The sequence below is a fragment of the Aeromonas sp. s9 genome (assembly GCF_040907765.1).
Classification (GTDB): Bacteria; Pseudomonadota; Gammaproteobacteria; order Enterobacterales; family Aeromonadaceae; genus Aeromonas; species Aeromonas caviae.
The window spans coordinates 101979-127688 of the sequence record NZ_JBFOCK010000104.1; the positions used below are offsets into that span (position 1 = coordinate 101979).

A 25710-nucleotide genomic window follows, 5' to 3' on the forward strand; every position below is an offset into this window, starting at 1 on the left:
GGGGTCGTCGTTATTGCTGTACTTCCGAGACGCCCTGTACCTTGACCTCTACCCGGCGATCCGGGGCCAGGCAGACGATCAGCTCGCGCTTGGATTTGCTGGTGCAGCTGTCGCCGGTGACGGGAGACTGCTTGCCACGCCCTTCCACATTGACCTTGCCGGCCGGCAGGCCCTTGCCAATCAGGTAATCGGCCACGGTCCGGGCACGCTGCTCGGACAACTTCTGGTTGTAGGCCTCGGAGCCGATGCGGTCGGTATAGCCGATGACGGTGGCCGACCCGTCTTTAGGCCTTTCCTCTTCAATCTGGCTGTAGAGGGTATCCAGCGCCTGCCCGGCCTGGGGCTTGAGGGTGGCCTTGTTGAAGTCAAACAGCACGTCCGAGCTCAAGGTGAACTGCTTGTCGACCATCACGGGCTCGGGCGCGGGGGCGGGAGCTGCGACCGGCAGAGCCGGTGCAACCTGACCGAAGCGGTAGACGGCGGCCAGGGAGAGCAGGCCGTTGTCCATGCGCAGGCCGGTATCGTCACGGCTGCCATACGGGGTGCTGTACTGGTATTCGAGGCGGGCTGCCCAATCCAGGTTCAGGGCATACTCCGCACCGAGCGCGCCGACGAAGGTGAAGCGGCTGTCGTTTTCCAGCTGATCGCTGTCGGTCCAGCCATAGCCGCCCCCGACACGGCCGTAAAGGTCCAGATTGTCCGCAACCGGGAAGCCCAGTTTCAGCGTGAGCTGAGCCAACTGGGCTTGCACGGAGTCATTGAAGGCCGCGCCATTGCGGGTGCCGCTGTACTTGAGCTTGCCAAGGTAGTCATAACCGAGTTCGACACCCAGATTCTGGTTGATCTGGTAACCGGCGAACGCACCGGCGCCGACTTCATCGTCGTCTTTGTCGGTGATGGCGATGGCGTTGCTTTCATCGACACCGTAGAAGTTGGACCAACCCAGTTTGGCACCGCCATACCAGGTGTTGTCTTGTCCGGCTGCCTGGGCGTTGGCCGCAAGCAAGCCTGAAACCAGCAAGGTAATCAGTGTTTTGTTCATAGATGCCTCTGCAATCTTGTGTGTGGGGAGCGCGAATTCATGTCGCCTCGCCTCGTGGGTTGGGCCTGTGTTCGACCACAACACGTTTAAACGTAGCTCGCTTTTCTCGATCTACAAGCAACTGATATAAAACATATTGTGATATCCATCTGCATCATAGTGGAGACAGAAGACCGCCGGGGAACCGTGACTCGAATCTGTGATGGGTGTCATATGGGGTTGCTTACCCTTGTCGGCAAGAGGGCCGGCGAAGCGCCGGCCCTGGCAGGATGGCCTCCGTTATCGAGGGAGGAATTCATACTCCTGTTCGATGAAGGCGGCAGCCCGCTCGCTCAGGGCGGCGTGTACCACAGTGGTGGGGTGAACCTGGTCCCAGAACATCTTGCCTTCACAGTTCAGCTCGCCCGCATTGCGGCGCGCCATGGGCGTTGCGACGGCCTGAGCCAGCAGAGGGTTGCCGGCGATGGCAAGGCGCTCCTCGGGATTGAAGGGGGCCAGCCGACTGTCGGTGTCGGCGCTGCGGGAGGCAAACGGCTTCCACACATAGCCACCGCCATAGCAGGCGTGTTCGGTGTCGCTCAGGCCGAAGTTCTGTGGCTCGCGCAGCATCTCGGCGAACTGCTTGTCGATCTCGAACAATTTCACCATGCCGGTGGGTGCCAGCTGGCGCGCCAGGTTCAGCAGCAGCTGGTTGTGGTAGGCGGAGACATGGCTGGCCGCCTCGACCACTTTCTGGCTGCGGGCCGAGGGGTTCTGGCCCAGATCCGGCAGGTTGAACAACAGAATCTGCTTGGCGCCGTTCAATACCATGCGGTTGGCCGCATCGCTGATGGCGTCGCGCACCCGCTTGGCATCCTGCTCGGTGTTCCAACCATAGGCCAGGTAGTCGTTGGCACCGACCCAGAGGATCACCAGGTCATCGGGCTTGAAGCTGTCCTTTTGCAGGAACTGGGTCACCTCGTAATCCAGGTTGTTGATGACCTGATACTTGGGATTCCAGGAGATCTTGTTGTAGGCCACGGCAGTGGCGCCCCCTTCCGCCTCGTTGGCGATGGCGAGGCCCGGGAAGTGCTGGGTGAGCTGCTCCAGCCAGACCGGGCCGTTGGAGAAGCGGCCCTGATGGTAAGGCGGGCTGGAGGGGAGGTAACCGCGCATCTTGTCGTACATCTTGCCGGTATCGGAGAGGCTGTCGCCGAACATCACGATGCGGGAGAAGGGGGGACGCGTCTCGGCGGCATGGGCCGTGAGGGCGAAGAGACCCAATAAACACAAAAGCCATTTGTTCATGTAGCTGTTCTCATGGATGGGGCAGGGCGGGCCTGCGGGCTGTTCCTCGATGGCGGCGGGCTGGGAACCCGCATGGCCAGGTGAAAAGGTATCCACTCGAATACATTTTTGCAGCATGCCGTGGCCATTTAATCGCTTGCGATCACATCACTCCTCCCTGAATGGGGAGGCTTCACGTTTGTTTCACGCGCCCCCGGGCAAGATGCCCTCATACCGCAAAGACAGGAGCATGAAATGAACAACGCAAAAGCAATCGCCCTGGTGGCCCTGATGTCCGTCTCTTCCTTCGCCATGGCGGCCTACACCGGCCCCAAGGAGCAGAACAAGGTATCGGTCGCCCAGTTGAAAGACGTGGCCGATGATCAGTGGGTGACCCTGGAAGGCAAACTGGTCAAACACCTGGGTGGCGAAAACTACCTGTTCCGTGACGACAGCGGCGAGGTGGAAGTGGAGGTGGACGGTGACGTGTGGCGCGGTACCGAGGTAGGCCCTGACGATCTGATCCGCGTGCGCGGCGAGGTGGACCACAGCTGGAACAAGACCGAAGTCGAGGTGGAACACCTGGAGAAGGTGGGGGCAGCGCCCCTGAGCAAGGGCGGCTTCATCGCCAAGTAAGCTTTCAGGCCAGAGTAAATGAGAAGGGCGCTCCAGGAGCGCCCTTCTTGCATGCCATCAGCCAGCCCGGCTTGCGACGGTTCGCTTGAACCCCTTCTCGGCCTGATTGACCTTGTAGAGATAGCGGCGAGCCTCTGCCTTGGGATGTTGTTCGGTCAGTACCTGATAGACGGCCTCGGGGGAGAGGCGGTTGATCATGCCGGGGGCCGCCTTGCGATCGTTGGAGAAGGTGTTGAGCACCCCTCCCGCACCACCGTTGTAGGCGGAGATCACCGCATAGCGGCGGGACTGGGGATCCTGGATATCCGCCAGATAGACGGTCTGCAGCAGGTGCAGGTAGGCGGTCCCCACATCGATGTTGTAGGCCGGATTGAACAGATCTTCCCTGGTCGGCTGGCCATCCTTGCCCTTGACCCTCACATAGACATCCCGCCCAGCGGTAGCCGGGATCACCTGCATCAGGCCATAGGCGTTGGCGTGGCTGACCGCATAGGGGTTGAAGCTGCTCTCGGTCTTGATCACCGCGTAGATGAGACTCTCGGCGACCCCGTACTTGCGGGAGGCGTCGCGGATGATGCTGGCGTATTTGTAGCCGCGCCTGTCTTCGTGGTTGGCCACCATGGGAATGTCGATGAAGAAGATGTTGCGGATCCCGAGGGTGCGCTTCTTCATCGCGTTGGCGATCAGATAGTCGGCATAACGCTCTGCACGCCAACTGGAGCGGATCGCTTGTCCCTGGTTGTCCAGCACCTGGCCATAGAGGAAGGGCTCGCCACCTGGCATGATCTCACGGTCCGAATAGAGGTCGACCTCTGCCGGATCGTCCGGGGTCAGCAGGGTTTCGATGATGGCGCGACGCAGGTGGGCGCGGGGATCCAGACCCGAGACGGTCTCCACCATGATGTGACCGCTGGAGAAATCGATGTGGGCGCGGCTCTTGTACTGATCCGTGTATTTGACGTAGTCAAACTTGCCCGCGAACAGCGCCTCGCGCCCCCATATCTCGTTCACGTTATGGGAGAGCGCACTGATCATATGTTCAAAACCGCGCACGTCCTTGCCGTTGACCAGGTCATCATCGCCACTCCCGCTGGTCTGGGGTGTGGATGAACAGGCAGAGAGAAACAGCAGGGCGCACAGCAGCCCAAAAAAACGACCCATAAGATCCTCAAACCGGGCGGTGGGGCCGCCCGTCACTGACTGGCCTGAGCCAGGATTGGTGTCACCCTGCGGCATATTGACGACTCAGGGGGACGCTGGCCCTTTGACTCGATTCCCGCTCACTGGCTGGGAGGGGTGTAACCGTCGATCTGGACTTCACCCGCGTCGAACAGATAGCTGACCATCTCTTTTTCCAGCAACTGGCGGTGCTCGAGATTCATCATGTTCAGCTTCTTCTCGTTGATCAGCATGACCTGCTTCTTCTGCCACTCGGTCCAGGCTTCCTTGCTGATGTTGTCGAAGATCCGCTTGCCGAGTTCACCGGGGTAGAGTTGGAAATCGAGACCCGGCGCTTCTTTCTTCAGGCGCAGGCAAAATACGGTACGGCTCATGTTGACCTCTGTGGTTGCAAGTCTGGTTGTAAGTCCGGGTAGGCGAGCAGACGGGCCGTGGCCGCCGCCAATCCCACCTCGGCAGGATGGCGTAAGTTATACCAGAGTCGGGTATCCGCTTCCATGAGCAGGGGGGCGGGCGGAACAGCCATTTCGATCAGCAAAGGGCGGATATCGAGGTGGAAGTGGCTGAAAGTGTGACGAAATCCAGCGAGCTCCTGATAGGCGGCATCCTCCAGCCCCAACTCCCGCAGTCGTCCGGTCACCTCGGTGAGGGATTCCACCTGCGGGAAGCAGTAAAGCCCGCCCCAGATCCCTTGCGGCGGACGCTTCTCCAGCAGCAGCTGATCGCCGTGGCGGATGATCAGCATAATGCCGTTGCGTGCCGGAATGCTCTTCTTCGGCTTGCTGTGAGGGTAGGAGGTGGGGTTGCCCTGCGACAGCCCCTGGCAATCGGCCTGCACCGGGCAGCGCTCGCAGGCGGGCTTGCTGCGGGTGCAGACGGTGGCCCCCATGTCCATCATGGCCTGGTTGTACTGGGCCACCCCGACGCGCGGGGTGAGGCGGGTCGCCAGCTCCCAGAGATCGTGCTCGACCGGCTTCTGGCCCGGCCAGCCCGCCAGCGCCAGCCAGCGGGTAAGTACCCGCTTCACGTTGCCATCCAGGATGGCGTGGGGCTGGCCCAGAGAGAGGGAGAGCACGGCCCCGGCGGTGGAGCGACCGATGCCGGGCAGGGCCATCACCTCTTCCAGTTGTTCCGGAAAGAGGCCGCCGTGCAGATCGCGGATCTGCTGGGCAGCCTTGTGCAGGTTGCGGGCGCGCGCGTAGTAGCCAAGCCCGGTCCAGTGATGCAGCACCTCGTCGATGGGGGCGTTGGCCAGGGCCAGCACGTCGGGGAAGCGGGCCATGAACCGCTCGTAATAGGGGATGACAGTGGCAACCTGGGTCTGTTGCAGCATGATCTCGGAGACCCAGACCCGGTAGGGGGTCTTGTCCTGCTGCCAGGGCAGGGTCTTGCGGCCGTGGATCTGGTACCAGTCCAGAATACGGGTGGCGAAGGTGGTGTTGTCTGAGTGGCTCACAGTGTGCTCATGTTCTGATGATAAGTCCGCCCGCCATCAGGAGGGCGATCCCCGACCCGGCGCATGGCAAAGGTCGAGTGTAGGTTATTGATTAAAAAGGGGAGCTCTCGGGCTCCCTCTGAATAGGCGGTGACCCTCCCGGGGGAGGGCCACCGGATGCCGGCAGATCAGCCGCGCCAGTCTTGCAGCGCCTTGAGGCTGGCATACTGGCCGCCGACCTGCAGGACGATGTAGTCCTGGGCGATGGCTGCCAGGATGACGCCGGGGGCGATCTCATTGCCCTCGCGCCACTCCCGTCCATTGAGCACGACGGCCCGCTTGGCCGGGTCGGAGGAGTAGTTGTGGGCACCATAGGTCAGGGACGGTACCTGCTGTTTCAGGGGCGGGGCCAGGGCGCCGAGGGGGATGGCACTGGTCTGGACCTGAGCCTGTGGCGCACTCTCTTCCACCAGCGGCGTGTTGTTGAGGGCGGCCATCAGCCGTTCTGCCAGACTCTGTCCCCCCTGGTTTGCGGTAGTCGCAGCCGGGGTTGCGGCAGGTCTTGGAGCGACCACGGGCTCCGGCAAGGGGGGCGGCAGCGGCCGGGTGATCATGGGCCTGGGTTCGACCCGCACGAAGGGGGGAGTCACCACTTCCTTCACTTCGACCTGCTGTTCCACGGGTTTGAGGTGATAGAGGTGCCAGCCATAGTTGGCTGCGGCGCCCATCACCAGGGCCAGGGGCACCAGGGCCCACCAGATCCAGCGGCGGTTGGGCTCCTCTTCCTGGCTCACGGGCAGACCCATGAGCGGCATATGGGGGGTGAACTGGGGCTGGTCGGCCCGGCGCAGGGCCTTGAGCAGGGTGGACATCAGGAGGCCTCCTCGACCATGGGATCCGTCTCATCATCCGCCACGCTGTCGAGATCGACCGGCGTACTGGCTCGCAGGGATTCATCCTCCAGCCTGGGCATGGGTTCGCCGGAGGCCACATTCAGCCGCAGCAGGGTGTTGCTGCCGGCGATGCCGTCCGGGGTCAGTCCCTGCTCGCGCTGGAACTGTTGCAGCTTGTTCTTGAGGGTGGCATCGAATCGACTCACCTTGCGATCGGGTTGCTGCATGGCGCGGCTAAGGGCGTTGTCCAGCCACTGCACCTGGGCAGCCCCGGCATTGCTCGCTATCAGGGGCACGTTGCCCCTGGGCATGCGCCAGAGCAGGGTGTAGCTGCCGCCCCAGGCGTCGGAGAGCCACTGCCTGTCCACCTGCCAGCTCTGGTTGCCGATGAGCAGGGAAGCCTTGTCCGCCCCCAGGCTGACCAGGGTGGCGTAATAGAGGCCGCCGGTCTCGTCGGTGAGACTGATGAGGGCCGGGTATTGCAGCGCCTGCAATTGCGCCAGGGAGGCTTCTCCCTCCTGGCAGCGCAGGCCCGCACGGGGGGCATTGTCGCAGGTTGCCTCCTCCAGCTCGGCCTGGTAGCCCCATACCTTGTAGAGATTCTGCATGGCGACGTCCGGCTCTAGCGCCTGATTGATGGCGCGGGTCAGCTGGGCCTGCTGCTCCGGCGTGTCATCCACCTTGACCGGTACCTCGACCTTGACCAGGGGGCGGGCTGGGAAGAATCCGAAGAATTGCCAGCCCCACCAGCCGGTGGCGACCAGCAGGGCGCCCACCAGGGCGACCGTGAGGCCGGATTGCCAGCTTCCCTCGTCGCGAATGCCGCTCACCTCATACGCGGACTGGCTGATGTCCCCGTGCACTATCTTGTGGCTGCCACGGGCGAAGGCGGCGATGAGGGCGCGGTCGCAGATGAGGTTGATGAGACGGGGAATGCCTCCGGAGAGGCGATGCAGGGTCTGGATGGCCCTGGGGGTGAAGATGGGCTGGACGCAGCCTGCCACCTGCAACCGGAAGCGGACATAGGCATCCACATCCTGGCGCGACAGCGGCAGCAGGTGATAGCGGGCGGTGATCCGTTGGGCCAGCTGGCGCAGCAGGGGCTGGCGCAGCATCTGTTGCAGCTCGGGCTGGCCGATGAGCACCACCTGCAGCAGTTTCTTTTCGTCTGTCTCCAGATTGGTGAGCAGTCGCAACTGCTCCAGCACGCCGGGCAGCAGGTGCTGGGCTTCATCCACCAGCACCACGCTGCGCTTGCCTGCCGCCAGATTCGCCAGCAGATGATCCCGGATAAGGTCGAACAATTGCTTGAGGCTGGCCTCTTCGCCGTAGGGCAACTGGAATTCGTCGCAGATGGCGGCCAGCAGATCCCGCTCGGTCAGAGAGGGATTGAGGATGTAGGCGATCTCGGTGTCGGCGGGCAATTGCTGCAGCAGGCAGCGGGAGACGGTGGTCTTTCCCGTACCCACTTCCCCGGTCAGCAGCACGAAGCCGCCACCGTCCTGCAACCCGTAGTTGAGGTGGGCGAGGGCCTCCCCGTGACGCTCGCTCATATAGAGGTATTTGGGGTTGGGCGAGATGGAGAACGGGGGCTCCGACAGACCGAAGAACTGTGTGTACATAAGGATCCATTCCATTGTTATGGGCGGCAGGTTAAAGCCTCCCAAAAGGGATGTCAAAGACCCGGATACCATAAGGGGAGCTGGCTCGAACCACGGGCTGAGTCGCCCGGGACGATGGCGGGAAGCAGCCGCCCGGCCGAGTGATGGAGAGCCCGGTGCGACGGGTGCACATCGTCTCTCTTGGCCAAAAGCGGTATCATCGGGGCAAGTTTATCGAGGGAGAGTGCGCGTGCAGATTTATCTGGTCGGAGGGGCGGTGCGGGATCGCCTGTTGGGATTGCCCCAGGGGGACAGGGATCACCTGGTGGTCGGCGCCACGGTGGAGCAGATGCTGGGTCTTGGATTCACCCAGGTGGGCCGAGACTTTCCAGTCTTTCTTCACCCCAAAACCCAGCAGGAGTACGCCCTGGCGCGCACCGAGCGCAAGCAGGGGCAGGGTTACACCGGCTTCGTCTGCCATGCCGCCCCCGAGGTGACGCTGGAGCAGGATCTGCTGCGCCGGGATCTCACCATCAACGCCATCGCCGAAGATGAGGACGGGCAACTGCACGATCCCTACGGCGGCGTGCAGGATCTGGAGGCGCGGTTGCTGCGCCATGTCTCGCCGGCCTTTGCCGAGGATCCTCTGCGCATCCTGCGGGTGGCGCGCTTCGCCGCCCGTTTCCATGCCCAGGGGTTCGTGGTGGCCCCCGAGACGCTGGGGCTGATGCGCGAGATGACGGAGGCTGGGGAGCTGGCCCACCTGACCCCGGAGCGGGTCTGGAAGGAGCTGGAAAAAGTGCTGCTGGGGCCGACACCCCAGATCTTCTTCGAGGTGCTGCGCGAATGCGGCGCCCTCAAGGCGCTCTTCCCCGAGCTCGATGCCCTGTTCGGGGTGCCGGCCCCTGCCAGATGGCACCCGGAGATCGACACCGGCATCCATACCATGATGGTGCTGGCGCAGGCATGTCGTCTCTCCCCCGAACTGACCGTGCGCTTCGCGTCCCTCTGCCACGACTTTGGCAAGGGGCTGACCCCGCCCGCCTTCTGGCCGAGCCATCACGGCCATGGTCAGAAGGGGTTGCCGCTCATTCGGGATTTTTGCGAGCGCTTCCGGGTGCCGAACGAGTGTCGCGATCTGGCACTGCTGGTGAGCGACCTGCACACCCATATCCACATTGCCTTCGAGCTCAAGCCCGCGACCCTGCTCAAGGTATTCGACAAGGCCGATGCCTGGCGCAGACCGGAGCGCTTTGCCCAGCTGCTCGATGCCTGTCGCGCCGACTTCCACGGTCGTACCGGCTTCGAAGAGAAGGTCTACAGTCAGCCGGACTATGTCGCCGAGGCCCTGGAGGCGGCGCAGGCTGTGCCGGTCAAGGAGATAGTGGCGGCCGGCTTCAAAGGGGAGGCAATCCGCGAGCAGCTTGCCAAGCGGCGGCTTGATGCCATCAGCCGGGTGCGCGACGAGTGGACCTTTATCGAGGAGTAAGCGCCGCAGCCGATCGACGCTCAATCGACGGCGTGATATGGGCGAAGCATAAAAAAGCCCGGGTCAATGACCCGGGCTTTTTGTCGTGCGGCGTGGGCTGCTCAGGAGAAGCAGGCCTGCAGCACGTAGAAGATGGCGATGGCCAGGATGGCGCCCGCGGGCAGGGTGATGACCCAGGAGACCACGATGTTGCGCAGCACGCCCAGGTTCAGGGCCGCGATGCCCCGTGCCAGACCGACACCCATGACGGCACCCACCAGGGTCTGGGTGGTGGAGATGGGCAGACCGGTGCCGGAGGCGATCACCACGGTGGCGGCGGTGGCCAGCTGGGCGGCGAAGCCACGGCTCGGGGTCAGGTGGGTGATGCCGGTGCCGACGGTCGCCATCACCTTCTCGCCCATGGTGGCCAGACCGATGACGATGCCGATGCCGCCAAGGGGCAGGATCCACCAGGCGATGTGGGAGCTGCCGCCGATCTCGCCGCCGGCCGCCACGATGGAGGCGACTGCAGAGAGCGGACCGATGGCGTTGGCCACGTCGTTGGAGCCGTGGGCGAAGGCCATGGCACAGGCGGTGATGATCATCAGGATGCCGAACACCTTCTCCACGTTGGCGAAGTGCATCTTGCTGTCATCTTTCGGGTTGTACTGCTGGCCGCGGATATAGATCCAGCCGGCAAACGCCACCGCGATGGAGATGGCGACGGAGAGCAGGACGCCCTCGCCATTGCTCAGGTGCAGACCGACGTGGGTCAGCCCCTTCTTGATGGTGACCAGGCAGATGACCAGGGACGTCAGGAACATGTAGAAGGGGACATAGCGCTTGGCGTTGTCCAGGGGATTGTCCGTGTTGAAGATGAGCTTCTGCACGCTGATGAACATGAAGTAGGCGATGATGCCCGAGATGGCCGGCGTGATGATCCAGGAGCCGACGATGCCGCCAAACTTGTTCCACTGTACCGCTTCCGGACCGATGCTCACCACGGCGAAGCCTACGATGGCGCCGATGATGGAGTGGGTGGTGGAGACGGGCCAGCCGAAATAGGAGGCCAGGATCAGCCACAGACCCGCAGCCAGCAGGGAGGCGATCATGCCGAGCACCAGCAGATCCGGCGTGTCGGCAAAGGCGTTGCTGTCGATGATGCCGCTGCGGATGGTGGCCGTCACTTCGCCACCGGCCAGATAGGCACCGGCAAATTCAAAGATCATGGCGATGATGATCGCCTGACGGATGGTCAGGGACTTGGTGCCGACCGATGTGCCCATGGCGTTGGCGACGTCGTTCGCACCAATGCCCCAGGCCATCAAAAAGCCGAACAAGGCCGCCACGAGCACCAGGGTGGTGCCGTAATTTGCGATAATGTCCATTAGTAGTGTTTACCCAGTCAGTCGATTACGAACGAGCCAGCATCAATTCCAGACGGGCGCCAACGCGCTCTGCCTGATCAGCCAGGTCACCTACCCATTCGAGGATCTTGTAGAGGAACATAACGTCGATCGGATTGTATTTGTGCTCAACGGCTTGCAGCTGTTGGCGCAGTCCGATCTGCATGGTGTCAGTATCGTCCTCGATGAGATCCAGCTGGTGGATCATCTCGGCAACCATTTCAACTTCACGTCCTTTAAAGCCGGTTTCGAGCAGCTCATCGAGTTCTCCGATGGCTTTTTCGGCTTGGGCGGTCGCATCGATACAGCGTTTGAGATAGGCCATGAAATCGGCGCGCATCTCGGTGGGGAATTCCATCTTGCGGCCAAGCATGCGGCCGGAAATATCCTTGGCACGGTTGGCAATCTTGTCCTGCTGGGTCAAGAGCTCCAGCAGATCGGTACGGGCGACCGGCAGGAACAGGCCGCGGGGGAGTTTCAAGCGGATTTCGCGCTTGAGGATGTCCGCTTCTTTTTCCAGCTGGGCGATCTGTTGCCGGATCTTCTCGGCATCTTCCCAGCGGTCTTCGGCAACGGCATCAAAGAAGGGAATGAGCTGTTCGCAGCACACGTGAACCTTGACGATATGCTTCTGCAGCGGCTTGATGGGGGACTTGGCAAAAAGACCCAAAATAGTATTTACTGGCATGGCCAAACCTGTGTCGGTGAAAAAACACTCGATACGATTTTATGAGGGGCGCATGGTAACCGAACTGTGCCATCAATAAAACCGTGAATTAATCGTGAACTGTCGCTGGCATTATATCCTCGCGACCCTGAACATGCCCCCCAAAGTTGCCCGCCAGCCCGGAATGACTATGCAAACTGAGATCGAGATAAAGTTTTTCGTCACCAGCAATATTCAAGAATCCCTCTCCAACCTTCTGAATTCACTAGAGATTATTTCTTCCAATCAAGCCGCTCTTGGCAACGTCTATTTCGACACGCCCGATCTGGGTTTGCGTGGGCTCGAGATGGGGTTGCGCATTCGTCGCAGCGATGATTTTTCCGAGCAGACCATCAAGTGCCGGGGGCAGGTCGTGGGCGGATTGCACGCCAGACCCGAGTACAACGCCCCGGTGGAGGGCACCATTCCGACCCTGTCTGCCTTTCCTGCCGATATCTGGCCGAGTCTGGCGGTGCGCGATGAACTCCAGAGCCGTCTGGTGGCCCAGTTCAGCACCGATTTCCTGCGCCGCCACTGGCTGATCGCATTCGGAGATGCCGAGATCGAGCTGGCCTGGGATCAGGGGGAGATCGCCGGTGCCCTGGGGCGTACCGGGATCGACGAGCTGGAGCTGGAGCTGAAATCCGGCGATGCCCGCGCCCTGTTCACCCTGGCGAGCAAGCTGGCGGCGCTGGGAGGATTGCGGCTGGGTGCCCAGTCCAAGGCGCAGCGCGGATACAGGCTGGCTGGGCTTGGCAAGCCACTGGCCGTGCAGCCCCTGCAAAGGATTGAGGGCAAAGATCAGAAGGCCAGCATTACCCTGGGTATGCAGCACTGGCAGTATCATGAGCAGCTCTGGCTCGAGAGTGGCGATGCTGGCGAACAACAACGGGCGCTGCATGCCCTGCTCGAGGGGGTATCCCTGGTTGCCGAGGCGGCAGGCACGCTGACGGTGCCCCCCTCCTGGCTGGCCGACCTACAGGCGCAACAGCGTCTGATGATGCAGGTGGCCGGGGATCGTGCATCACTGCATGCCCTGTTCCACCATGCCGACCTGGTGGGCCTGCAGCTGTCCATCGCGGCCTGGCTGCATCTGGAGGCGTGAATCCTCAGTGGTGCAGAGCGCAAAAAGGTGAGCCCGGGCTCACCTTTTTTATGGCAGTTGCACCTTGAACGGCGCTATCAGTTCACCACGGCCACGTTGATGGTGCCGTTGCCCTGGGTCATGCGGACCCGGGCGCCAGGCACAAAGGTGGGGCTGGCCTTTTGTACCACCACGATGGATTCGCCGTTCTCTTTCTTGATCTCGAGCTCGACCCCGTCAACCTGGTTGAGTTTGTCCCCTGCCGCCTTGCCGGCCGCCGCACCCGCGATGGCGCCACCGGCCGCCGCGATGTCACTGCCACGACCGCCGCCTATGGTGCTGCCGAGCAGGCCGCCGACCACGGCACCGCCAATGGTGCCGATCAGGGAGTTTTCATCGGCCTGGATCTTGACGGGGCGGGTGGAGAGGATGGTGCCATAGCTGACGGTCTGTACCTGCTTGGCGCGATCCTTGGTGTAGACATCGCCGGAGTAGACGTCGCTGTTGGCACAGCCGGTGATGGCGGTGGTGGCCGCCAGCAGGGTGACGAGAGCAATACGTTTGAACATGATGGGCCTCCTGGGCGGGCATCGGATTAATCTGGTGATGAATTGCACTTTACGCCAACCAGATTGCGCATTAAACCCGCAAAGTGTAACCAATTATGTGGCCGGAAGGCTCCCGTGCCGGTGGTGGATGGTCAGGTCAGGGCTTTTTCCAGCAGCAGGCGATCCTCGCCTGGCCCGAAGTAGCCTCTCTCTTCTGCCAACTGCTGATAACCCAGCCTGAAGTAGAGGCGCTGGGCCGGATTGGCGGGATCAACGGTCAGTCTGACCCGCTCAACTTCCAGTTTCAGCAGTCCCTGCTCCACCTGCAACATCATTTGCTCGGCCAGGCCGAAGCCGCGCGCTTCGGGGCGCACCGCGAGGGAGAGCAGCCAGCCCTGCGACCGATCCTGACCAAGCCCCCCCAGGGCATAGCCCAGCAGCCGGCCTTCCCGCTCCGCGACGACCAGCAGTTCGGGCCACAGATCCATGGCCTGGCGAAAGAAGAAACCGGGGTAGACATCCTCGCCGAAGACATCGGCATCTATCTGCCAGATGGCGTGCATGTCGGCGTGGGTGGCAAGGCGCAATACGGGGGACGAGTGCATCGGGGCTCCTCTCATCGGGTCTCTGCTGCGGGGCAGCCAAAAAGGAGGCACAGGGTAGAAGGGGCGGGGAGTCGATGCAAGGGGGGCATTTGTGGCATGCCGCGGATAAAGAAACAGGGCCCGCAGGCCCTGTGTCATCAGAGGAGGCTGGTCGCCTGCTCCAGCCAGGCGAGATCCTCGCCCTCCAGCAGCGGGCTCAGGCGGCGGTAGACCTCCGCATGGTATTCGTTGATCCAGCGGAACTCCGCTGGACTCAGCAGGCTGCGATCGATGAGGCGGATGTCGAACGGCACATAGGTCAGTCGCTCGAAGCCCAGCATCGGCAGCTCGCCACGTGCCTCCTGTTCGGTCACCACCACCAGGTTTTCACAGCGGATGCCGAAGGCATCTTCCCGGTAGTAGCCCGGCTCGTTGGAGAGCACCATGCCCGGCTGCAGGGCCACCAGGCTGCCCTTGGGGGCGATGCGCTGCGGGCCTTCGTGCACGCTGAGGAAGTGGCCGACCCCGTGTCCGGTACCATGGTCGTAGTTGTAACCGGCTTGCCACAGGGGCATGCGGGCCAGCACGTCGAGCTGGATGCCGGCAGTGCCGCGGGGGAAGCGGGCCTGATCCAGGGCAATATGACCTTGCAGCACCCGGGTAAACATGGCCCTGTGCTCGTCGGTCACCTCACCCACCTTGACGGTGCGGGTGATGTCGGTGGTGCCGTCCAGGTACTGGGCGCCGGAGTCCACCAGATAGATACTGTCCTGGCCGAAGGTGCGCGGGGTACCGTTGGTGTGGCGGTAGTGGCACATGGCTGCGTTGGGGCCGAGTGCCGAGATGGTGTCGAAGCTCGGCTCCACATAGTGCTCCTGCTCGTGGCGGAAGGCTTCCAGTTGGTCGGCCAGGGTGCCTTCGTCCACACCGTCGAACTCGCCGCTGGCGATCAGGCGATCCAGCCAGGCCAGGAAGCGGGTGACGGCAACGCCGTCGCGCAGGTGGGCGGCACGCATGCCGGCCAGCTCCACGGGGTTCTTGCACGCCTTGGGCAGCATGGTGGGATCCTGGCCGGCCACCAGAATGGCGCCTGCCTCTTCCATCACGAGCTGGGTCCAGGCGTTGGCGGTGTTGGGGTCGGCCAGCACCTTCTGCTGATCCTCGCCGATGCGCTGCAACACGTCACCCAGCTTGTCGATGGGGTAGACGGAGACATCCTGCCCCACGTGCTGGCTGAAGGCGAAGCAGTCGATCTTGTCGGTATCGACGAAGAAATCCATGGTGGTGTTGGCGTAGAGCACCGCAAAGCCCAGCACCACCGGCAGGCGTTCCACGTCGCGACCACGCAGGTTGAGCAGCCAGTTGATGGGCTCGGCCTGGGTCAGCAGCACCGCATCCAGCCCGCGCTTGCGCAGGTCGCTGGCCAGCATTTCGCGCTTGGCCTGGCTGGACTGGCCCGCCAGCTCCTCGCTGTAGAGGATGACAGGGCTCTTGGTCGGAGCGGGACGATCGCTCCAGTGCAGATCGATGGGGTTCTCATCGATGCGCACCAGCTCGATGCCGCGCTCGGTCAGCACCGCCTTGGCGTTCTGATACCAGGCCAGGCTGTGCAGGCGGGCATCGAAACCGACCCGGGAGCCTGAGGGCAACTGCTCCGCCAGCCACTGCACGTGGGGGTCTTCATTGAGGTGGAGAAACTCGAACAGCTCGGCCGGCGCCTGCATGCGCGCCTGCACGGTATAACGACCGTCGATGAACAGGGCCGCCCGATGCGCCATGATGATGGCGAGCCCGGCGGAGCCGTTGAAACCCGTGATCCAGTCCAGCCGCTCGGCATAGGCGGGAATGTACTCCCCCAGATGCTCGTCGTCGTGGGGAACGATGAAGGCGTCCAGCTCCAGCGTGGCCAGTGTGGCCCTGACCTGGGCGACGCGGGTTTCAATAATCTCGAAATGGTTCATGTCGTTATTGCCAGCTTGTGGTGATGTGAGTGTTCATTGATGGTGGCCGCTTGCCAGGATCTGTCTGATCGACTGGCCTGCCGCCTCGATGTGTTGCTTGAGCAGTACCACTGCTTCGTGCTTGCGCCGGGCGCGGCACAGTTCAAGGAGTCGGGCGTGCTCCCGCTCGGCCTTGTCCACGCCGCCCTGGGCGAACAGCAGTTCGAAACGCACATAGCGGTCGCAGCTCAGATTGATCTGGGCGATCAGTTCCAGTGCCTGGGGGCGATTGGCTGCCTGGTAGAGGGTGGCGTGAAAGCGGTGATTCAACTCGGCCCAGTGTTCGATCTGGGTGCCAGACTCCAGCGCCAGATCAAACTGGGCGAGGATGGCTTGCGCCTGGGCGAAGGTCTCCTCCGTCATCAGGTCGACGGCGTGGAACAGGGTATCGGCTTCGAGCAGTGCCCGCAAATAAAAGAGCTCCTCGATGGCCGAGGCATCCAGCATGGTCACCACGGCGCCGCGATGGGCCTCGAACTTCACCAGCCCCTGGGCTTCCAGTTGCATCAGGGCTTCCCGCACCGGGATACGGCTCACCGCCAGCTCCTTGGCGATGGCGTCCTGGCGCAGGGGGGCGCCCGCAGCAAACTCGCCACGCAATATCCGGCCGCGGAGGTTCTCCATCACCATCTGGGTTCGGGTCTTGTAAGGTGGGGTCATGCTGGGGTCACGGGCAGGTTGCAAAATTGTATATTGTATAAAGTTTGGCTGAATCTAACGCGCAAGGGCCGTCAAGGCAAGGCTTGGCGGGAGCCATATGCCGCGCATCGGCCAAAAAAATACCGGCCAGCAGGGCTGACCGGTACGGGATTGCGAGACGCGAGGCGCGTTTCTTACAACTGCGGACCCGCCGCGACCAGGCGTTTGCCTTCGTCGTTGTCGGTGAAGCGCTCGAAGTTCTTGATGAAGCGCCCGGCCAGATCGGCCGCCTTGGCATCCCACTCGGCCTGGTCGGCGTAAGTGTCTCGCGGATCCAGGATGGCGGGGTTGACGCCCGGCAGCTCGGTCGGCACTTCCAGGTTGAACACCGGCAGTACCTTGGTCGGCGCCTTCTCGATGGAACCATCCAGGATGGCGTCGATGATGCCACGGGTATCCTTGATGGAGATCCGCTTGCCGGTGCCGTTCCAGCCGGTGTTGACCAGATAGGCTTCAGCCCCTGCCGCTTCCATCCGTTTCACCAGCTCCTGGCCGTACTTGGTCGGGTGCAGGCTGAGGAAAGCCGCGCCGAAGCAGGAGGAGAAGGTCGGGGTCGGCTCAGTGATGCCGCGCTCGGTACCGGCCAGCTTGGCGGTAAAGCCGGACAGGAAGTGGTACTTGGTCTGCTCCTTGGTCAGCTTGGCGACCGGGGGCAGCACACCGAAGGCGTCTGCGGTCAGGAAGATCACCTTGGTGGCGTGACCCGCCTTGGAGACCGGCTTGACGATATTGTCGATGTGATAGATGGGGTAGGAGACCCGGGTATTCTCGGTGCGGGAACCGTCGTCGAAGTCGATGGTGCCATCGGCGGCCACGGTCACGTTTTCCAGCAGCGCATCGCGGCGGATGGCGTGGTAGATGTCCGGCTCGGCCTCTTCGGAGAGCTTGATGGTCTTGGCGTAGCAGCCCCCTTCGAAGTTGAACACGCCGTGATCATCCCAGCCGTGCTCGTCATCACCGATCAGCTGACGCTTGGGATCGGTGGAGAGAGTGGTCTTGCCGGTGCCGGAGAGGCCGAAGAAGATGGCCACGTCCCCATCCTTGCCCACGTTGGCGGAGCAGTGCATGGAGGCGATGCCGCGCAGGGGCAGGAAGTAGTTCATCATGGAGAACATGCCCTTCTTCATCTCGCCACCGTACCAGGTGCCGCCGATGAGTTGCATCTTCTCGGTCATGTTGAAGGCGACGAAGTTCTCGGAGTTGAGACCTTGCTCCTTCCAGTTCGGGTTGGTGCACTTGGCACCGTTCATCACCACGAAGTCCGGTTTGAAGGTCTTCAGCTCCTCTTCGCTCGGGCGGATGAACATGTTCTTCACGAAGTGCGCCTGCCAGGCCACCTCGGTGATGATGCGCACCGCCAGGCGGGTGTCCGGGTTGGCGCCGCAGAAGCCGTCCACCACGAACAGACGCTTGCCGGACAGCTGTTTGGTGACCAGCCCTTTCAGATGTGACCACACTTCCGGGGTAATCGCCTTGTTATCGTTTTTACCCTGGTCAGACCACCACACAGTATCCTGGGTAGTGGCATCTTTGACGATATATTTATCTTTAGGGGAGCGGCCGGTGAAGATGCCGGTGTTGACGTTGACGGCGCCAAGCTCGGTGACGACGCCACGTTCGAAGCCCTCAAGGTCTGAGCGGGTCTCTTCAGCGAAAAGCTGCTCATAGGAGGGGTTGCGAACGATTTCCTGGCTGTTTTTGATACCGTATTGGTCCAGCTTCAGTTGTTGGGCCAGGGTGGGTTCTACCACGATTGTCATTGTATTCTCCTGGGTTCAGAGGTGTGTAGGGTTCTATCTGACGTTCATGCTACCACCTAGGTGGTAGTTTTTAGCGATCGCCATCAAACTTTATAAAATAGGGTATTTTTTTGTTATTTAAGTTAAAGGCGGGTTTTGCCCGCCTTTGATTAGTGTAACTGGTTTGCATCATTACCGGGAGCCCTGCTGAACAGGGTTTCGATGTCTATCCCGTCGAATTCGTAGTGGGCGCCGCAGTAATCGCAGTGCATGTCGATCTTGCCGAGCTCCTGCACCATGGATACCGCTTCCTCCTTGTCTATCTGCAGCAAGGCCCCTTCGCAACGGGCGCGGGAGCAGGTGCAGCGGAACTCGATGGCCTGGGGATCGAACACCCGTACCTTGTCCTGGTGGTAGAGGCGGTAGAGGATCTCTTCCGCGTCCAGACCGAACAGCTCTTCGTCCTTGATGGTGGTGGTGAGCTGGACCAGGTGGTCGAAATCTTCGCTGTGATCCTCGCTCTGGGCCGGCAGCTCCTGCAGCAGGATGCCCGCCGCACGGGGCTCGCCCTCGTGGTGGCCGGTGCGGATCCAGAGGCGGGTGGCCAGCTGTTCGGACTGGGCGAAGTAGTGCTCTAGGCAGGCCGCCAGGGTGTCGGCCTCCAGGGCGATGATGCCCTGATAGCGCTCTCCCTGATCCGGGGTGATGGTGATGACCAGATGGCCGTTGCCGATCATGCTTTGCAGCTTGCCGTCCGTCGGCAGTTCCCCTTCATAGCGTGCCACGCCGCGCAATTGCTGGTTGTTGTCGCCGTTGATGACGGCCAGACGCACCGGACCGTCCCCCTGCAGCTGCACCGTGATGGAGCCTTCGAACTTGAGGGTGGCGGTCAGCAGGCTGGTGGCAACCAGCAGCTCGCCCAGCAGGTGCTGCACCTGTACCGGGTAGTTCTGGGCGTCGATGATGTGGCGGTAGGTACGATCCAGCTGGACCAGCTCCCCACGCACTTCGTACTCTTCGAACAGATAGCGATACAGGAGGTCTTGGTTACTCATCATGGTTTCCTAGGATGTTCTTGGGGAAAAATAAACACATTGTTAAACAGGTGGTTAGGAACTAATTCCTCCACCTGTCGTCATAAAGGGGCCACAGACGCGGATTAGGATTGCTTGACCCGGATAAGCTGGCGTCGCTCCTGCTTGTCGGGTCGGCGCTCCGGGCTTGGGGCAAACTGGCTGTTGAAGCGGCGGGCTTCGCTGTTTTCGGCCCGTTTCTTCAGGCTGGCCTCTGTCTCTTCATAGAGTTGCTGGGCCAGCGGGGCGGATTTGCGCTGCTCGCTCACCTCGAGCACCCGCACCTCCCGCTCGTCCTGGCCTTGCCAGAATCGCACCAGGGCGCCGACCTCGACCGCCTTGCCCGGCTTGGTGCGCTGGCCGTTGTAGTGCACCTTGCCGCCGTCGATCTGATCCCGCGCCAGACTGCGGGTCTTGTAAAAGCGGGCGGCCCACAGCCACTTGTCGAGACGGACCTGGGTGCTGCTTTGTGCTGGATTCGACATGGATCGGCTCCGGGATGGCTGAAAAGGTGCCTGATTATACCAGAGGCGGGCCCCGGGATAGAAACAGGGGGCATCCGGGTGTGACGGAAACTGAATTTTCACCCCTTGGTCCCATCCGGTCGGTTGTCTCTGGGTCCATTGCCGTACACAATAGCCAACCGACTTGGATGCCAGACAATTTTGAGAAAGATGACGCTACCGTTCAGGGATGATTTGTTGACTTCCCTTCTGGCTCGCTGCAAGGCCATGCCACTCTCCCGTTTCAGCCAGCCCCTGTTCTGGCTTCTGCTGCTGTTGCTGGCCCAGCAGTGTGCCGTGCTCACCTGGCGCCTGTACGAACTGGCCCAGCCCGCACCCCTGACCCCCTGGCAACCCTCGGTCACCTCGGCGCAGGGGAGTGGCGGCGATCGCCTCGATCTGGGCAACCTCAGCCGCCTCTCTCTCTTTGGCAAGGCGCTGCAACCTCAGGCGGACAAGGCGGCAGAGACGGTGGCGGCGGATGCCCCGAAAACCCAGCTCAACGCCCAGCTCAACGGGGTGCTGGCAAGCTCGGATCCCGCCAAGTCCATCGCCATCATCGCCCACAACGGGACACAGAACTCTTACGGCATCGGGGACTACATCGACGGTACCCAGGCCAGGATACGCCAGGTGTTTGCCGATCGGGTCATCATCGCCCGGGACGGCCGTGACGAGACCCTGATGCTGGACGGGGAAGAGTATGGCAAGCCCCTGCCCAAACCGGCCCGCCAGGAGGGGCTCTCCTCCGTGCGCAGCGAACTGCTGGGCAACCCGGGCAAGATCACCGATTACCTCAATATTTCTCCGGTCCGGGTGGACGGTCGCATGACCGGCTATCGCCTCAACCCGGGTCGTAATCCGGAACTGTTCAATCAACTCGGACTGGTCGCCAACGATCTGGCGGTCAGCATCAACGGCCTGGATCTGCGTGACAACGCCCAGGCCATGCAGGCGATGCAGCAGGTGGCGGGCGCCACGGAAATGACCGTCACCGTCGAGCGGCAAGGACAGCTCTACGACGTCTATGTCGGCTTGTCAGAATAATGAATTGGAGTAGCACCAAGAATGACAAATAAAGGGAAGGGCTGGCGTCTGGCCACCATGGCGGCAGCCTTGATGATGGCCGGTTCTGCCTGGGCCACCGAGTATTCCGCCAGTTTCAAGAACGCCGACATCGAGGAGTTCATCAACACGGTCGGCAAGAACCTGAACAAAACCATCATCATAGAGCCATCGGTACGTGGCAAGATCAACGTGCGCAGCTATGACCTGCTCAACGAGGATCAGTACTACCAGTTCTTCCTGAGCGTGCTCGACGTTTACGGCTTTGCCGTGGTGCCCATGAACAACGGCGTGCTCAAGGTAGTGCGCTCCAAGGATGCCAAGACCTCGGCCATCCCCGTGGTGGATGACACCAACCCCGGCGTGGGTGACGAGATGGTGACCCGGGTGGTACCGGTGCGCAATGTCTCGGTGCGTGAACTGGCCCCCCTGCTGCGTCAGCTCAACGACAACGCTGGCGGCGGCAACGTGGTCCACTATGAGCCCTCCAACGTGCTGCTCATCACCGGCCGCGCCGCCGTGGTCAACCGCCTGGTGGAGGTGGTTCGCCGGGTGGACAAGGCGGGGGATCAGGACATGGACGTCATCAAGCTCAAGTTCGCCTCCGCCGGCGAGATGGTGCGGCTGGTGACCAACCTCAACAAGGATGGCAGCAATCAGGGGGCCAACGCCTCGCTGCTGCTCTCTCCCAAGGTGGTGGCCGACGAGCGCACCAACTCCGTGGTCATCAGCGGCGAGCCCAAGGCCCGTGCCCGCATCATCCAGATGGTGCGCCAGCTCGACCGGGATCTGCAGAGCCAGGGCAACACCCGGGTCTTCTACCTGAAATATGGCAAGGCCAAGGATCTGGTGGACGTCCTCAAGGGGGTCAGCTCCAGCATCGCCGCCGACAAGAAGGGCGGGGCGGCGGCCACGGGCGGCGCCAGCATCGGCGGCGGCCAGCTCGCCATCTCCGCCGACGAGACCACCAATGCCCTGGTGATCACCGCCCAGCCGGACGTGATGGCCGAGCTGGAGCAGGTCATCGCCAAGCTCGACATTCGCCGTGCCCAGGTGCTGGTGGAGGCCATCATCGTCGAGATATCGGATGGTGACGGCATGAACCTCGGGGTGCAGTGGGCCAACACCAATGGCGGCGGCACCCAGTTCACCGACACCGGTCTGCCCATCGGCTCCCTGGCCATCGCCGCCAAGGATTACAAAGACAACGGCAACACCGACGGCCTGTCATCCCTGGCGGGCAGCTTCAGCGGCATGGCGGCAGGCTTCTATCACGGGGACTGGGCGGCGCTGGTGACGGCGCTCTCCACCAACAGCAAGAACGACATCCTCTCCACCCCGAGCATCGTCACCATGGACAACAAGGAGGCCTCCTTCAACGTCGGTCAGGAAGTGCCGGTGCAGAGCGGCTCCCAGAGCTCCACCACCAGCGATCAGGTGTTCAACACCATAGAGCGCAAGACGGTGGGGACCAAGCTGGTGGTGACGCCCCAGATCAACGAAGGAGATTCCGTGCTGCTCAACATCGAGCAGGAAGTCTCCAGCGTGGCACAGAAGCAGGCGACCGGGACCGCCAACCTGGGCCCCACCTTCGATACCCGTACCGTGAAGAACGCCGTGCTGGTCAAGAGCGGCGAGACAGTGGTGCTGGGCGGCCTGATGGACGAACAGACCCAGGAGCAGATCTCCAAGGTGCCCCTGCTCGGGGACATTCCGGTGCTGGGCTACTTGTTCCGTTCCTCCAAGACCTCCACCGCCAAGCGCAACCTGATGGTCTTCATCCGCCCGACCATATTGCGTGACGCCAATGTCTACTCCGGGGTCTCCAGCAACAAGTACACCTTGTTCAGGGCCGAACAGCTGAGCCGGGCTGCGGAAGAGGGCTATGCCACCTCGCCGGCTCGCCAGGTGCTGCCCGCCTATGGCCAGGACGTGATGATGTCCCCCGAGGTGCAGCAGCAGATCCAGAGAATGCAGGCCCAGCAGCAGGCGACCGCCACCGGCGTGCGCGCCCAGGTGCAGGAGCAGCCCTTCGTGCAGAGCAAGCCCTGATGGCCGCCTACCAGCTCGATGGCAGCGAGCTGCCGGCTCCCCTGCCGGAACTGCCGTTCGCGTTTGCCCGCAACTTCGGGGCCATCCTGACCGAGCGCCAGGGTGCCCCGGTACTGCTCTGTCGTCAGGGGATCTCCCCCCAGACCCTGCTGGAGGTGCGACGGGTGGCGGGCTGTGCCTTCGCGGTGGAGCAGCTTGGCAACGACGAGTTCGAGACGCTCCTGATGGCCCACTATCAGCGTGACTCCTCCGAGGCGCGTCAGCTGATGGAGGATCTCGGCAACGAGATGGACTTCTTTGCCCTGGCCGAAGAGCTGCCCCAGAGCGAGGATCTGCTGGATGCTGACGACGACGCCCCCATCATTCGCCTCATCAATGCCATGTTGAGCGAGGCGATAAAAGAGGAGGCGTCCGACATCCACATCGAGACCTTCGAGCGGGCCCTGGTGATCCGTTTTCGCATCGATGGGGTGCTGCGGGAGATCCTGCGCCCCCATCGCAAACTCGCCTCCTTGCTGGTGTCGCGCATCAAGGTCATGTCGCGCATGGACATCGCCGAGAAGCGGGTGCCCCAGGATGGCCGCATCTCACTGCGCATCGGCGGCCGGGCGGTGGACGTGCGGGTCTCCACCATGCCCTCCAGCTACGGCGAACGGGTGGTATTGCGACTGCTCGACAAGAACAACGTGCGCCTCGAGCTCAAGCAGCTCGGCATGACGCTGGCCAACCGCAACATCATCAGCGAACTCATTCGCAAGCCCCACGGCATCATCCTGGTGACGGGCCCGACCGGTTCGGGCAAGTCCACCACCCTCTATGCGGCCCTCTCGGAGATCAACTCCCGGGATCGCAACATCCTGACCGTCGAAGACCCCATCGAATATGACCTCGAAGGGGTGGGCCAGACCCAGGTCAACAGCAAGGTGGACATGACCTTCGCCCGGGGCCTGCGCGCCATTCTGCGCCAAGACCCGGACGTGGTGATGGTGGGGGAAATCCGTGACCTCGAGACCGCCCAGATCGCGGTGCAGGCATCCCTCACCGGTCACCTGGTGATGTCGACCCTGCACACCAACACCGCCATCGGCGCCATCACCCGGATGCGGGACATGGGGATCGAGCCCTTCCTGCTCTCCTCGTCGCTCCTGGCGGTACTGGCCCAGCGGCTGGTGCGCACCCTCTGCCCGGATTGCCGCGCACCGCACCCTGTCACCGAGCAGGAGCGTCTGGCCATGGGCATCGAGCTTGCGCCGGATCAGCAGATCTGGCGTCCGGTGGGCTGCGAGCAGTGCAACCACACCGGCTATCGCGGCCGGACCGGCATCCACGAGCTGGTGGTGGTGGACGAGGCGGTGCGCGAGGCGATCCACAGCGCCAGCGGCGAGCTCGCCATCGAGCGGCTGATCCGGGGTCACACCCCCAGCATCCGCCGCGACGGCATCGACAAGGTGCTCAAGGGGCAGACCAGCCTCGAAGAGGTGCTGCGCGTGACCCGGGAAGACTGAGATGGCGGCATTTGAATACAAGGCTCTCGACGGCAAGGGGCGCAACAAGAGCGGCGTGCTGGAAGGGGATTCCGCCCGCCAGGTGCGCCAGCTGCTGCGCGAGCAGGGGCTGACCCCCCTCGAGGTGAACGAGACCACCGAGAAGGCCAAGCGGGAGGCGAACCGCTTCGTGCTGTTTCGCCGTGGCGCCTCCACCTCGGAGCTTGCCCTCATCACCCGCCAGCTGGCGACCCTGGTGGGGGCCGGTCTCACCATCGAGGAGGCCCTCAAGGCGGTCGCCGAACAGTGCGAGAAGGCCCACCTGCGCAGCCTGGTGGCGACGGTGCGCAGCAAGGTGGTGGAGGGGTATTCCCTGGCCGATTCGCTGGGGGCCTTCCCCCATGTGTTCGACCAGCTGTTCCGCTCCATGGTGGCGGCCGGCGAGAAGTCCGGTCATCTGGAGAAGGTGCTCAACCGTCTCGCCGATTACACCGAGCAGCGCCAGCACATGCGCACCAAGCTGCTGCAGGCGATGATCTATCCCATCGTCCTCACCCTGGTGGCGGTGGGGGTCATCTCCATCCTGCTCACCGCCGTGGTGCCCAAGGTGGTGGCCCAGTTCGAGCACATGGGCCAGCAATTGCCGGGCACCACCCGTTTCCTCATCGGTACCAGCGAGCTGTTGCAGCACTACGGCCTCTGGTTCCTGCTGCTCCTTGGCATTGGCGGCCTGATCTGGCGCTGGTGGCTGACCGACGACAAGCGCCGCCGTCGCTGGCACCAGGTGATACTGCGCCTGCCGGTGATCGGTCGGGTCAGCCGCGGTCTCAACACCGCCCGCTTTGCCCGCACCCTGAGCATCCTCAACGCCAGCGCAGTGCCCCTGCTGGAGGGAATGAAGATCGCCGGGGAAGTGCTCTCCAACGACTATGCCCGCATGCGTATCGGCGAGGCCACCGAGCGGGTGCGGGAGGGGACCAGCCTGCGCAAGTCGCTGGATGAAACCAGAATTTTTCCGCCCATGATGCTGCACATGATCGCCTCGGGCGAGCAGAGCGGCGAGCTCGACAGCATGCTGGAGCGGGCGGCGGACAACCAGGACAGGGAGTTCGAAACCCAGGTGAACATCGCCCTCGGGGTGTTCGAGCCCATGCTGGTGGTCTCCATGGCCGGGGTGGTGCTGTTTATCGTGATGTCGATCCTGCAGCCGATCCTGGAGCTCAACAACATGGTGAATCTGTGAGGGT

Annotated in this window: 23 protein-coding genes; 7 read left to right on the forward strand and 16 right to left on the reverse strand. The window is 62.6% G+C overall.

What is annotated here, in order from left to right:
- Nucleotides 1-10: 10 nt before the first annotated feature.
- Nucleotides 11-1042 carry a porin OmpA gene (gene ompA / locus AB5Y54_RS20610; protein WP_103261519.1) on the reverse strand — a complete coding sequence of 344 codons (1032 nt, stop codon included), beginning with the start codon at nt 1040-1042 and terminating at the stop codon, nt 11-13.
- Between the two features lie 279 nt (nt 1043-1321).
- Entirely contained in the window at nt 1322-2329 is a 1008-nt protein-coding gene (locus tag AB5Y54_RS20615; RefSeq protein WP_143237052.1) for an SGNH/GDSL hydrolase family protein, read from the reverse strand.
- Between the two features lie 234 nt (nt 2330-2563).
- On the opposite strand from AB5Y54_RS20615, the gene AB5Y54_RS20620 reads away from it, so the two are divergent.
- Nucleotides 2564-2944 carry a YgiW/YdeI family stress tolerance OB fold protein gene (locus tag AB5Y54_RS20620; RefSeq protein ID WP_039040598.1) on the forward strand — a complete coding sequence of 127 codons (381 nt, stop codon included), beginning with the start codon at nt 2564-2566 and terminating at the stop codon, nt 2942-2944.
- 57 nt (nt 2945-3001) lie between these two features.
- Here the strand turns inward: AB5Y54_RS20620 and mltC are convergent, their stop codons facing one another.
- From mltC to AB5Y54_RS20645, 5 genes are all read right to left on the reverse strand, one after another.
- Nucleotides 3002-4105, reverse strand: a complete 1104-nt coding sequence (gene mltC / locus AB5Y54_RS20625; protein ID WP_010675743.1) for a membrane-bound lytic murein transglycosylase MltC — start codon at nt 4103-4105, stop codon at nt 3002-3004.
- Nucleotides 4106-4224: 119 nt separating this feature from the next.
- Nucleotides 4225-4497, reverse strand: coding sequence for an oxidative damage protection protein (locus AB5Y54_RS20630; RefSeq protein ID WP_010675742.1), 273 nt, complete (start codon nt 4495-4497; stop codon nt 4225-4227).
- Nucleotides 4494-5579: an A/G-specific adenine glycosylase gene (gene mutY, locus AB5Y54_RS20635; RefSeq protein ID WP_143237053.1), complete on the reverse strand. Its 1086-nt coding sequence runs from the start codon at nt 5577-5579 to the stop codon at nt 4494-4496. The genes AB5Y54_RS20630 and mutY overlap by 4 nt, the downstream gene beginning before the upstream one ends.
- 167 nt (nt 5580-5746) lie before the next feature.
- Complete coding sequence (gene exeB / locus AB5Y54_RS20640) at nt 5747-6430, reverse strand: GspB family T2SS assembly factor variant ExeB (RefSeq protein WP_201890339.1); 684 nt, start codon at nt 6428-6430, stop codon at nt 5747-5749.
- Entirely contained in the window at nt 6430-8073 is a 1644-nt protein-coding gene (locus tag AB5Y54_RS20645) for an ExeA family protein (protein WP_010675739.1), read from the reverse strand. The genes exeB and AB5Y54_RS20645 overlap by 1 nt, the downstream gene beginning before the upstream one ends.
- A gap of 229 nt (nt 8074-8302) precedes the next feature.
- Between AB5Y54_RS20645 and AB5Y54_RS20650 the strand changes: the two genes are divergently transcribed.
- Nucleotides 8303-9541 carry a multifunctional CCA addition/repair protein gene (locus AB5Y54_RS20650; RefSeq protein WP_045522083.1) on the forward strand — a complete coding sequence of 413 codons (1239 nt, stop codon included), beginning with the start codon at nt 8303-8305 and terminating at the stop codon, nt 9539-9541.
- Between the two features lie 101 nt (nt 9542-9642).
- Here the strand turns inward: AB5Y54_RS20650 and AB5Y54_RS20655 are convergent, their stop codons facing one another.
- Complete coding sequence (locus tag AB5Y54_RS20655; protein WP_010675737.1) at nt 9643-10908, reverse strand: inorganic phosphate transporter; 1266 nt, start codon at nt 10906-10908, stop codon at nt 9643-9645.
- A 25-nt stretch (nt 10909-10933) separates the two neighbouring features.
- Entirely contained in the window at nt 10934-11614 is a 681-nt protein-coding gene (locus AB5Y54_RS20660) for a TIGR00153 family protein (RefSeq protein WP_010675736.1), read from the reverse strand.
- A gap of 169 nt (nt 11615-11783) precedes the next feature.
- Between AB5Y54_RS20660 and AB5Y54_RS20665 the strand changes: the two genes are divergently transcribed.
- On the forward strand, nt 11784-12737 hold the full coding sequence (locus tag AB5Y54_RS20665; RefSeq protein ID WP_368154269.1) for an inorganic triphosphatase: 954 nt from the start codon (nt 11784-11786) through the stop codon (nt 12735-12737).
- 77 nt (nt 12738-12814) lie between these two features.
- Here the strand turns inward: AB5Y54_RS20665 and AB5Y54_RS20670 are convergent, their stop codons facing one another.
- From AB5Y54_RS20670 to hslR, 7 genes are all read right to left on the reverse strand, one after another.
- Nucleotides 12815-13285: a glycine zipper 2TM domain-containing protein gene (locus AB5Y54_RS20670; RefSeq protein ID WP_010675734.1), complete on the reverse strand. Its 471-nt coding sequence runs from the start codon at nt 13283-13285 to the stop codon at nt 12815-12817.
- A gap of 131 nt (nt 13286-13416) precedes the next feature.
- Nucleotides 13417-13869, reverse strand: coding sequence for an N-acetyltransferase (locus tag AB5Y54_RS20675; protein WP_042014844.1), 453 nt, complete (start codon nt 13867-13869; stop codon nt 13417-13419).
- Nucleotides 13870-14006: 137 nt separating this feature from the next.
- Nucleotides 14007-15809, reverse strand: coding sequence for an aminopeptidase P family protein (locus AB5Y54_RS20680; RefSeq protein ID WP_143237056.1), 1803 nt, complete (start codon nt 15807-15809; stop codon nt 14007-14009).
- A 33-nt stretch (nt 15810-15842) separates the two neighbouring features.
- Nucleotides 15843-16508, reverse strand: a complete 666-nt coding sequence (locus AB5Y54_RS20685; RefSeq protein WP_029314822.1) for a GntR family transcriptional regulator — start codon at nt 16506-16508, stop codon at nt 15843-15845.
- A 173-nt stretch (nt 16509-16681) separates the two neighbouring features.
- The gene (gene pckA, locus AB5Y54_RS20690; RefSeq protein ID WP_010675730.1) at nt 16682-18307 is read right to left on the reverse strand and encodes a phosphoenolpyruvate carboxykinase (ATP); all 1626 of its coding nucleotides are present in this window, start codon (nt 18305-18307) and stop codon (nt 16682-16684) included.
- Nucleotides 18308-18456: 149 nt separating this feature from the next.
- The gene (gene hslO / locus AB5Y54_RS20695) at nt 18457-19341 is read right to left on the reverse strand and encodes an Hsp33 family molecular chaperone HslO (protein ID WP_368154270.1); all 885 of its coding nucleotides are present in this window, start codon (nt 19339-19341) and stop codon (nt 18457-18459) included.
- A 104-nt stretch (nt 19342-19445) separates the two neighbouring features.
- Nucleotides 19446-19844, reverse strand: a complete 399-nt coding sequence (gene hslR / locus AB5Y54_RS20700; protein ID WP_010675728.1) for a ribosome-associated heat shock protein Hsp15 — start codon at nt 19842-19844, stop codon at nt 19446-19448.
- A 213-nt stretch (nt 19845-20057) separates the two neighbouring features.
- Here hslR and exeC point away from each other — a divergent pair, with 213 nt between their 5' ends.
- From exeC to exeF, 4 genes are read left to right on the forward strand one after another with little or no spacing between them, the layout of a single operon-like run.
- Entirely contained in the window at nt 20058-20909 is an 852-nt protein-coding gene (gene exeC / locus AB5Y54_RS20705) for a GspC family type II secretion system variant ExeC (protein ID WP_272867076.1), read from the forward strand.
- Between the two features lie 21 nt (nt 20910-20930).
- Nucleotides 20931-22979: a GspD family T2SS secretin variant ExeD gene (gene exeD, locus AB5Y54_RS20710; RefSeq protein WP_368154271.1), complete on the forward strand. Its 2049-nt coding sequence runs from the start codon at nt 20931-20933 to the stop codon at nt 22977-22979.
- The gene (gene exeE / locus AB5Y54_RS20715) at nt 22979-24484 is read left to right on the forward strand and encodes a GspE family T2SS ATPase variant ExeE (RefSeq protein WP_041211720.1); all 1506 of its coding nucleotides are present in this window, start codon (nt 22979-22981) and stop codon (nt 24482-24484) included. Before exeD ends, exeE begins: the two co-directional genes overlap by 1 nt.
- Nucleotide 24485: 1 nt before the next feature.
- Nucleotides 24486-25706: a GspF family T2SS innner membrane protein variant ExeF gene (gene exeF, locus AB5Y54_RS20720; protein WP_045522076.1), complete on the forward strand. Its 1221-nt coding sequence runs from the start codon at nt 24486-24488 to the stop codon at nt 25704-25706.
- Nucleotides 25707-25710: the final 4 nt, after the last annotated feature.

What these genes read in the sequence shown, in the direction of transcription:
- AB5Y54_RS20680 (WP_143237056.1), bottom strand. Translation starts at nt 15,809, where the DNA reads ATGAACCATTTCGAGATTATTGAAACCCGCGTCGCCCAGGTCAGGGCC.
- hslO (WP_368154270.1), bottom strand. Translation starts at nt 19,341, where the DNA reads ATGAGTAACCAAGACCTCCTGTATCGCTATCTGTTCGAAGAGTACGAA.
- AB5Y54_RS20675 (WP_042014844.1), bottom strand. Translation starts at nt 13,869, where the DNA reads ATGCACTCGTCCCCCGTATTGCGCCTTGCCACCCACGCCGACATGCAC.
- mltC (WP_010675743.1), bottom strand. Translation starts at nt 4,105, where the DNA reads ATGGGTCGTTTTTTTGGGCTGCTGTGCGCCCTGCTGTTTCTCTCTGCC.
- AB5Y54_RS20630 (WP_010675742.1), bottom strand. Translation starts at nt 4,497, where the DNA reads ATGAGCCGTACCGTATTTTGCCTGCGCCTGAAGAAAGAAGCGCCGGGT.
- AB5Y54_RS20670 (WP_010675734.1), bottom strand. Translation starts at nt 13,285, where the DNA reads ATGTTCAAACGTATTGCTCTCGTCACCCTGCTGGCGGCCACCACCGCC.
- pckA (WP_010675730.1), bottom strand. Translation starts at nt 18,307, where the DNA reads ATGACAATCGTGGTAGAACCCACCCTGGCCCAACAACTGAAGCTGGAC.
- AB5Y54_RS20655 (WP_010675737.1), bottom strand. Translation starts at nt 10,908, where the DNA reads ATGGACATTATCGCAAATTACGGCACCACCCTGGTGCTCGTGGCGGCC.
- AB5Y54_RS20620 (WP_039040598.1), top strand. Translation starts at nt 2,564, where the DNA reads ATGAACAACGCAAAAGCAATCGCCCTGGTGGCCCTGATGTCCGTCTCT.
- AB5Y54_RS20645 (WP_010675739.1), bottom strand. Translation starts at nt 8,073, where the DNA reads ATGTACACACAGTTCTTCGGTCTGTCGGAGCCCCCGTTCTCCATCTCG.
- exeE (WP_041211720.1), top strand. Translation starts at nt 22,979, where the DNA reads ATGGCCGCCTACCAGCTCGATGGCAGCGAGCTGCCGGCTCCCCTGCCG.
- ompA (WP_103261519.1), bottom strand. Translation starts at nt 1,042, where the DNA reads ATGAACAAAACACTGATTACCTTGCTGGTTTCAGGCTTGCTTGCGGCC.
- AB5Y54_RS20685 (WP_029314822.1), bottom strand. Translation starts at nt 16,508, where the DNA reads ATGACCCCACCTTACAAGACCCGAACCCAGATGGTGATGGAGAACCTC.
- AB5Y54_RS20665 (WP_368154269.1), top strand. Translation starts at nt 11,784, where the DNA reads ATGCAAACTGAGATCGAGATAAAGTTTTTCGTCACCAGCAATATTCAA.
- exeB (WP_201890339.1), bottom strand. Translation starts at nt 6,430, where the DNA reads ATGTCCACCCTGCTCAAGGCCCTGCGCCGGGCCGACCAGCCCCAGTTC.
- exeF (WP_045522076.1), top strand. Translation starts at nt 24,486, where the DNA reads ATGGCGGCATTTGAATACAAGGCTCTCGACGGCAAGGGGCGCAACAAG.
- hslR (WP_010675728.1), bottom strand. Translation starts at nt 19,844, where the DNA reads ATGTCGAATCCAGCACAAAGCAGCACCCAGGTCCGTCTCGACAAGTGG.
- AB5Y54_RS20615 (WP_143237052.1), bottom strand. Translation starts at nt 2,329, where the DNA reads ATGAACAAATGGCTTTTGTGTTTATTGGGTCTCTTCGCCCTCACGGCC.
- exeD (WP_368154271.1), top strand. Translation starts at nt 20,931, where the DNA reads ATGACAAATAAAGGGAAGGGCTGGCGTCTGGCCACCATGGCGGCAGCC.
- AB5Y54_RS20660 (WP_010675736.1), bottom strand. Translation starts at nt 11,614, where the DNA reads ATGCCAGTAAATACTATTTTGGGTCTTTTTGCCAAGTCCCCCATCAAG.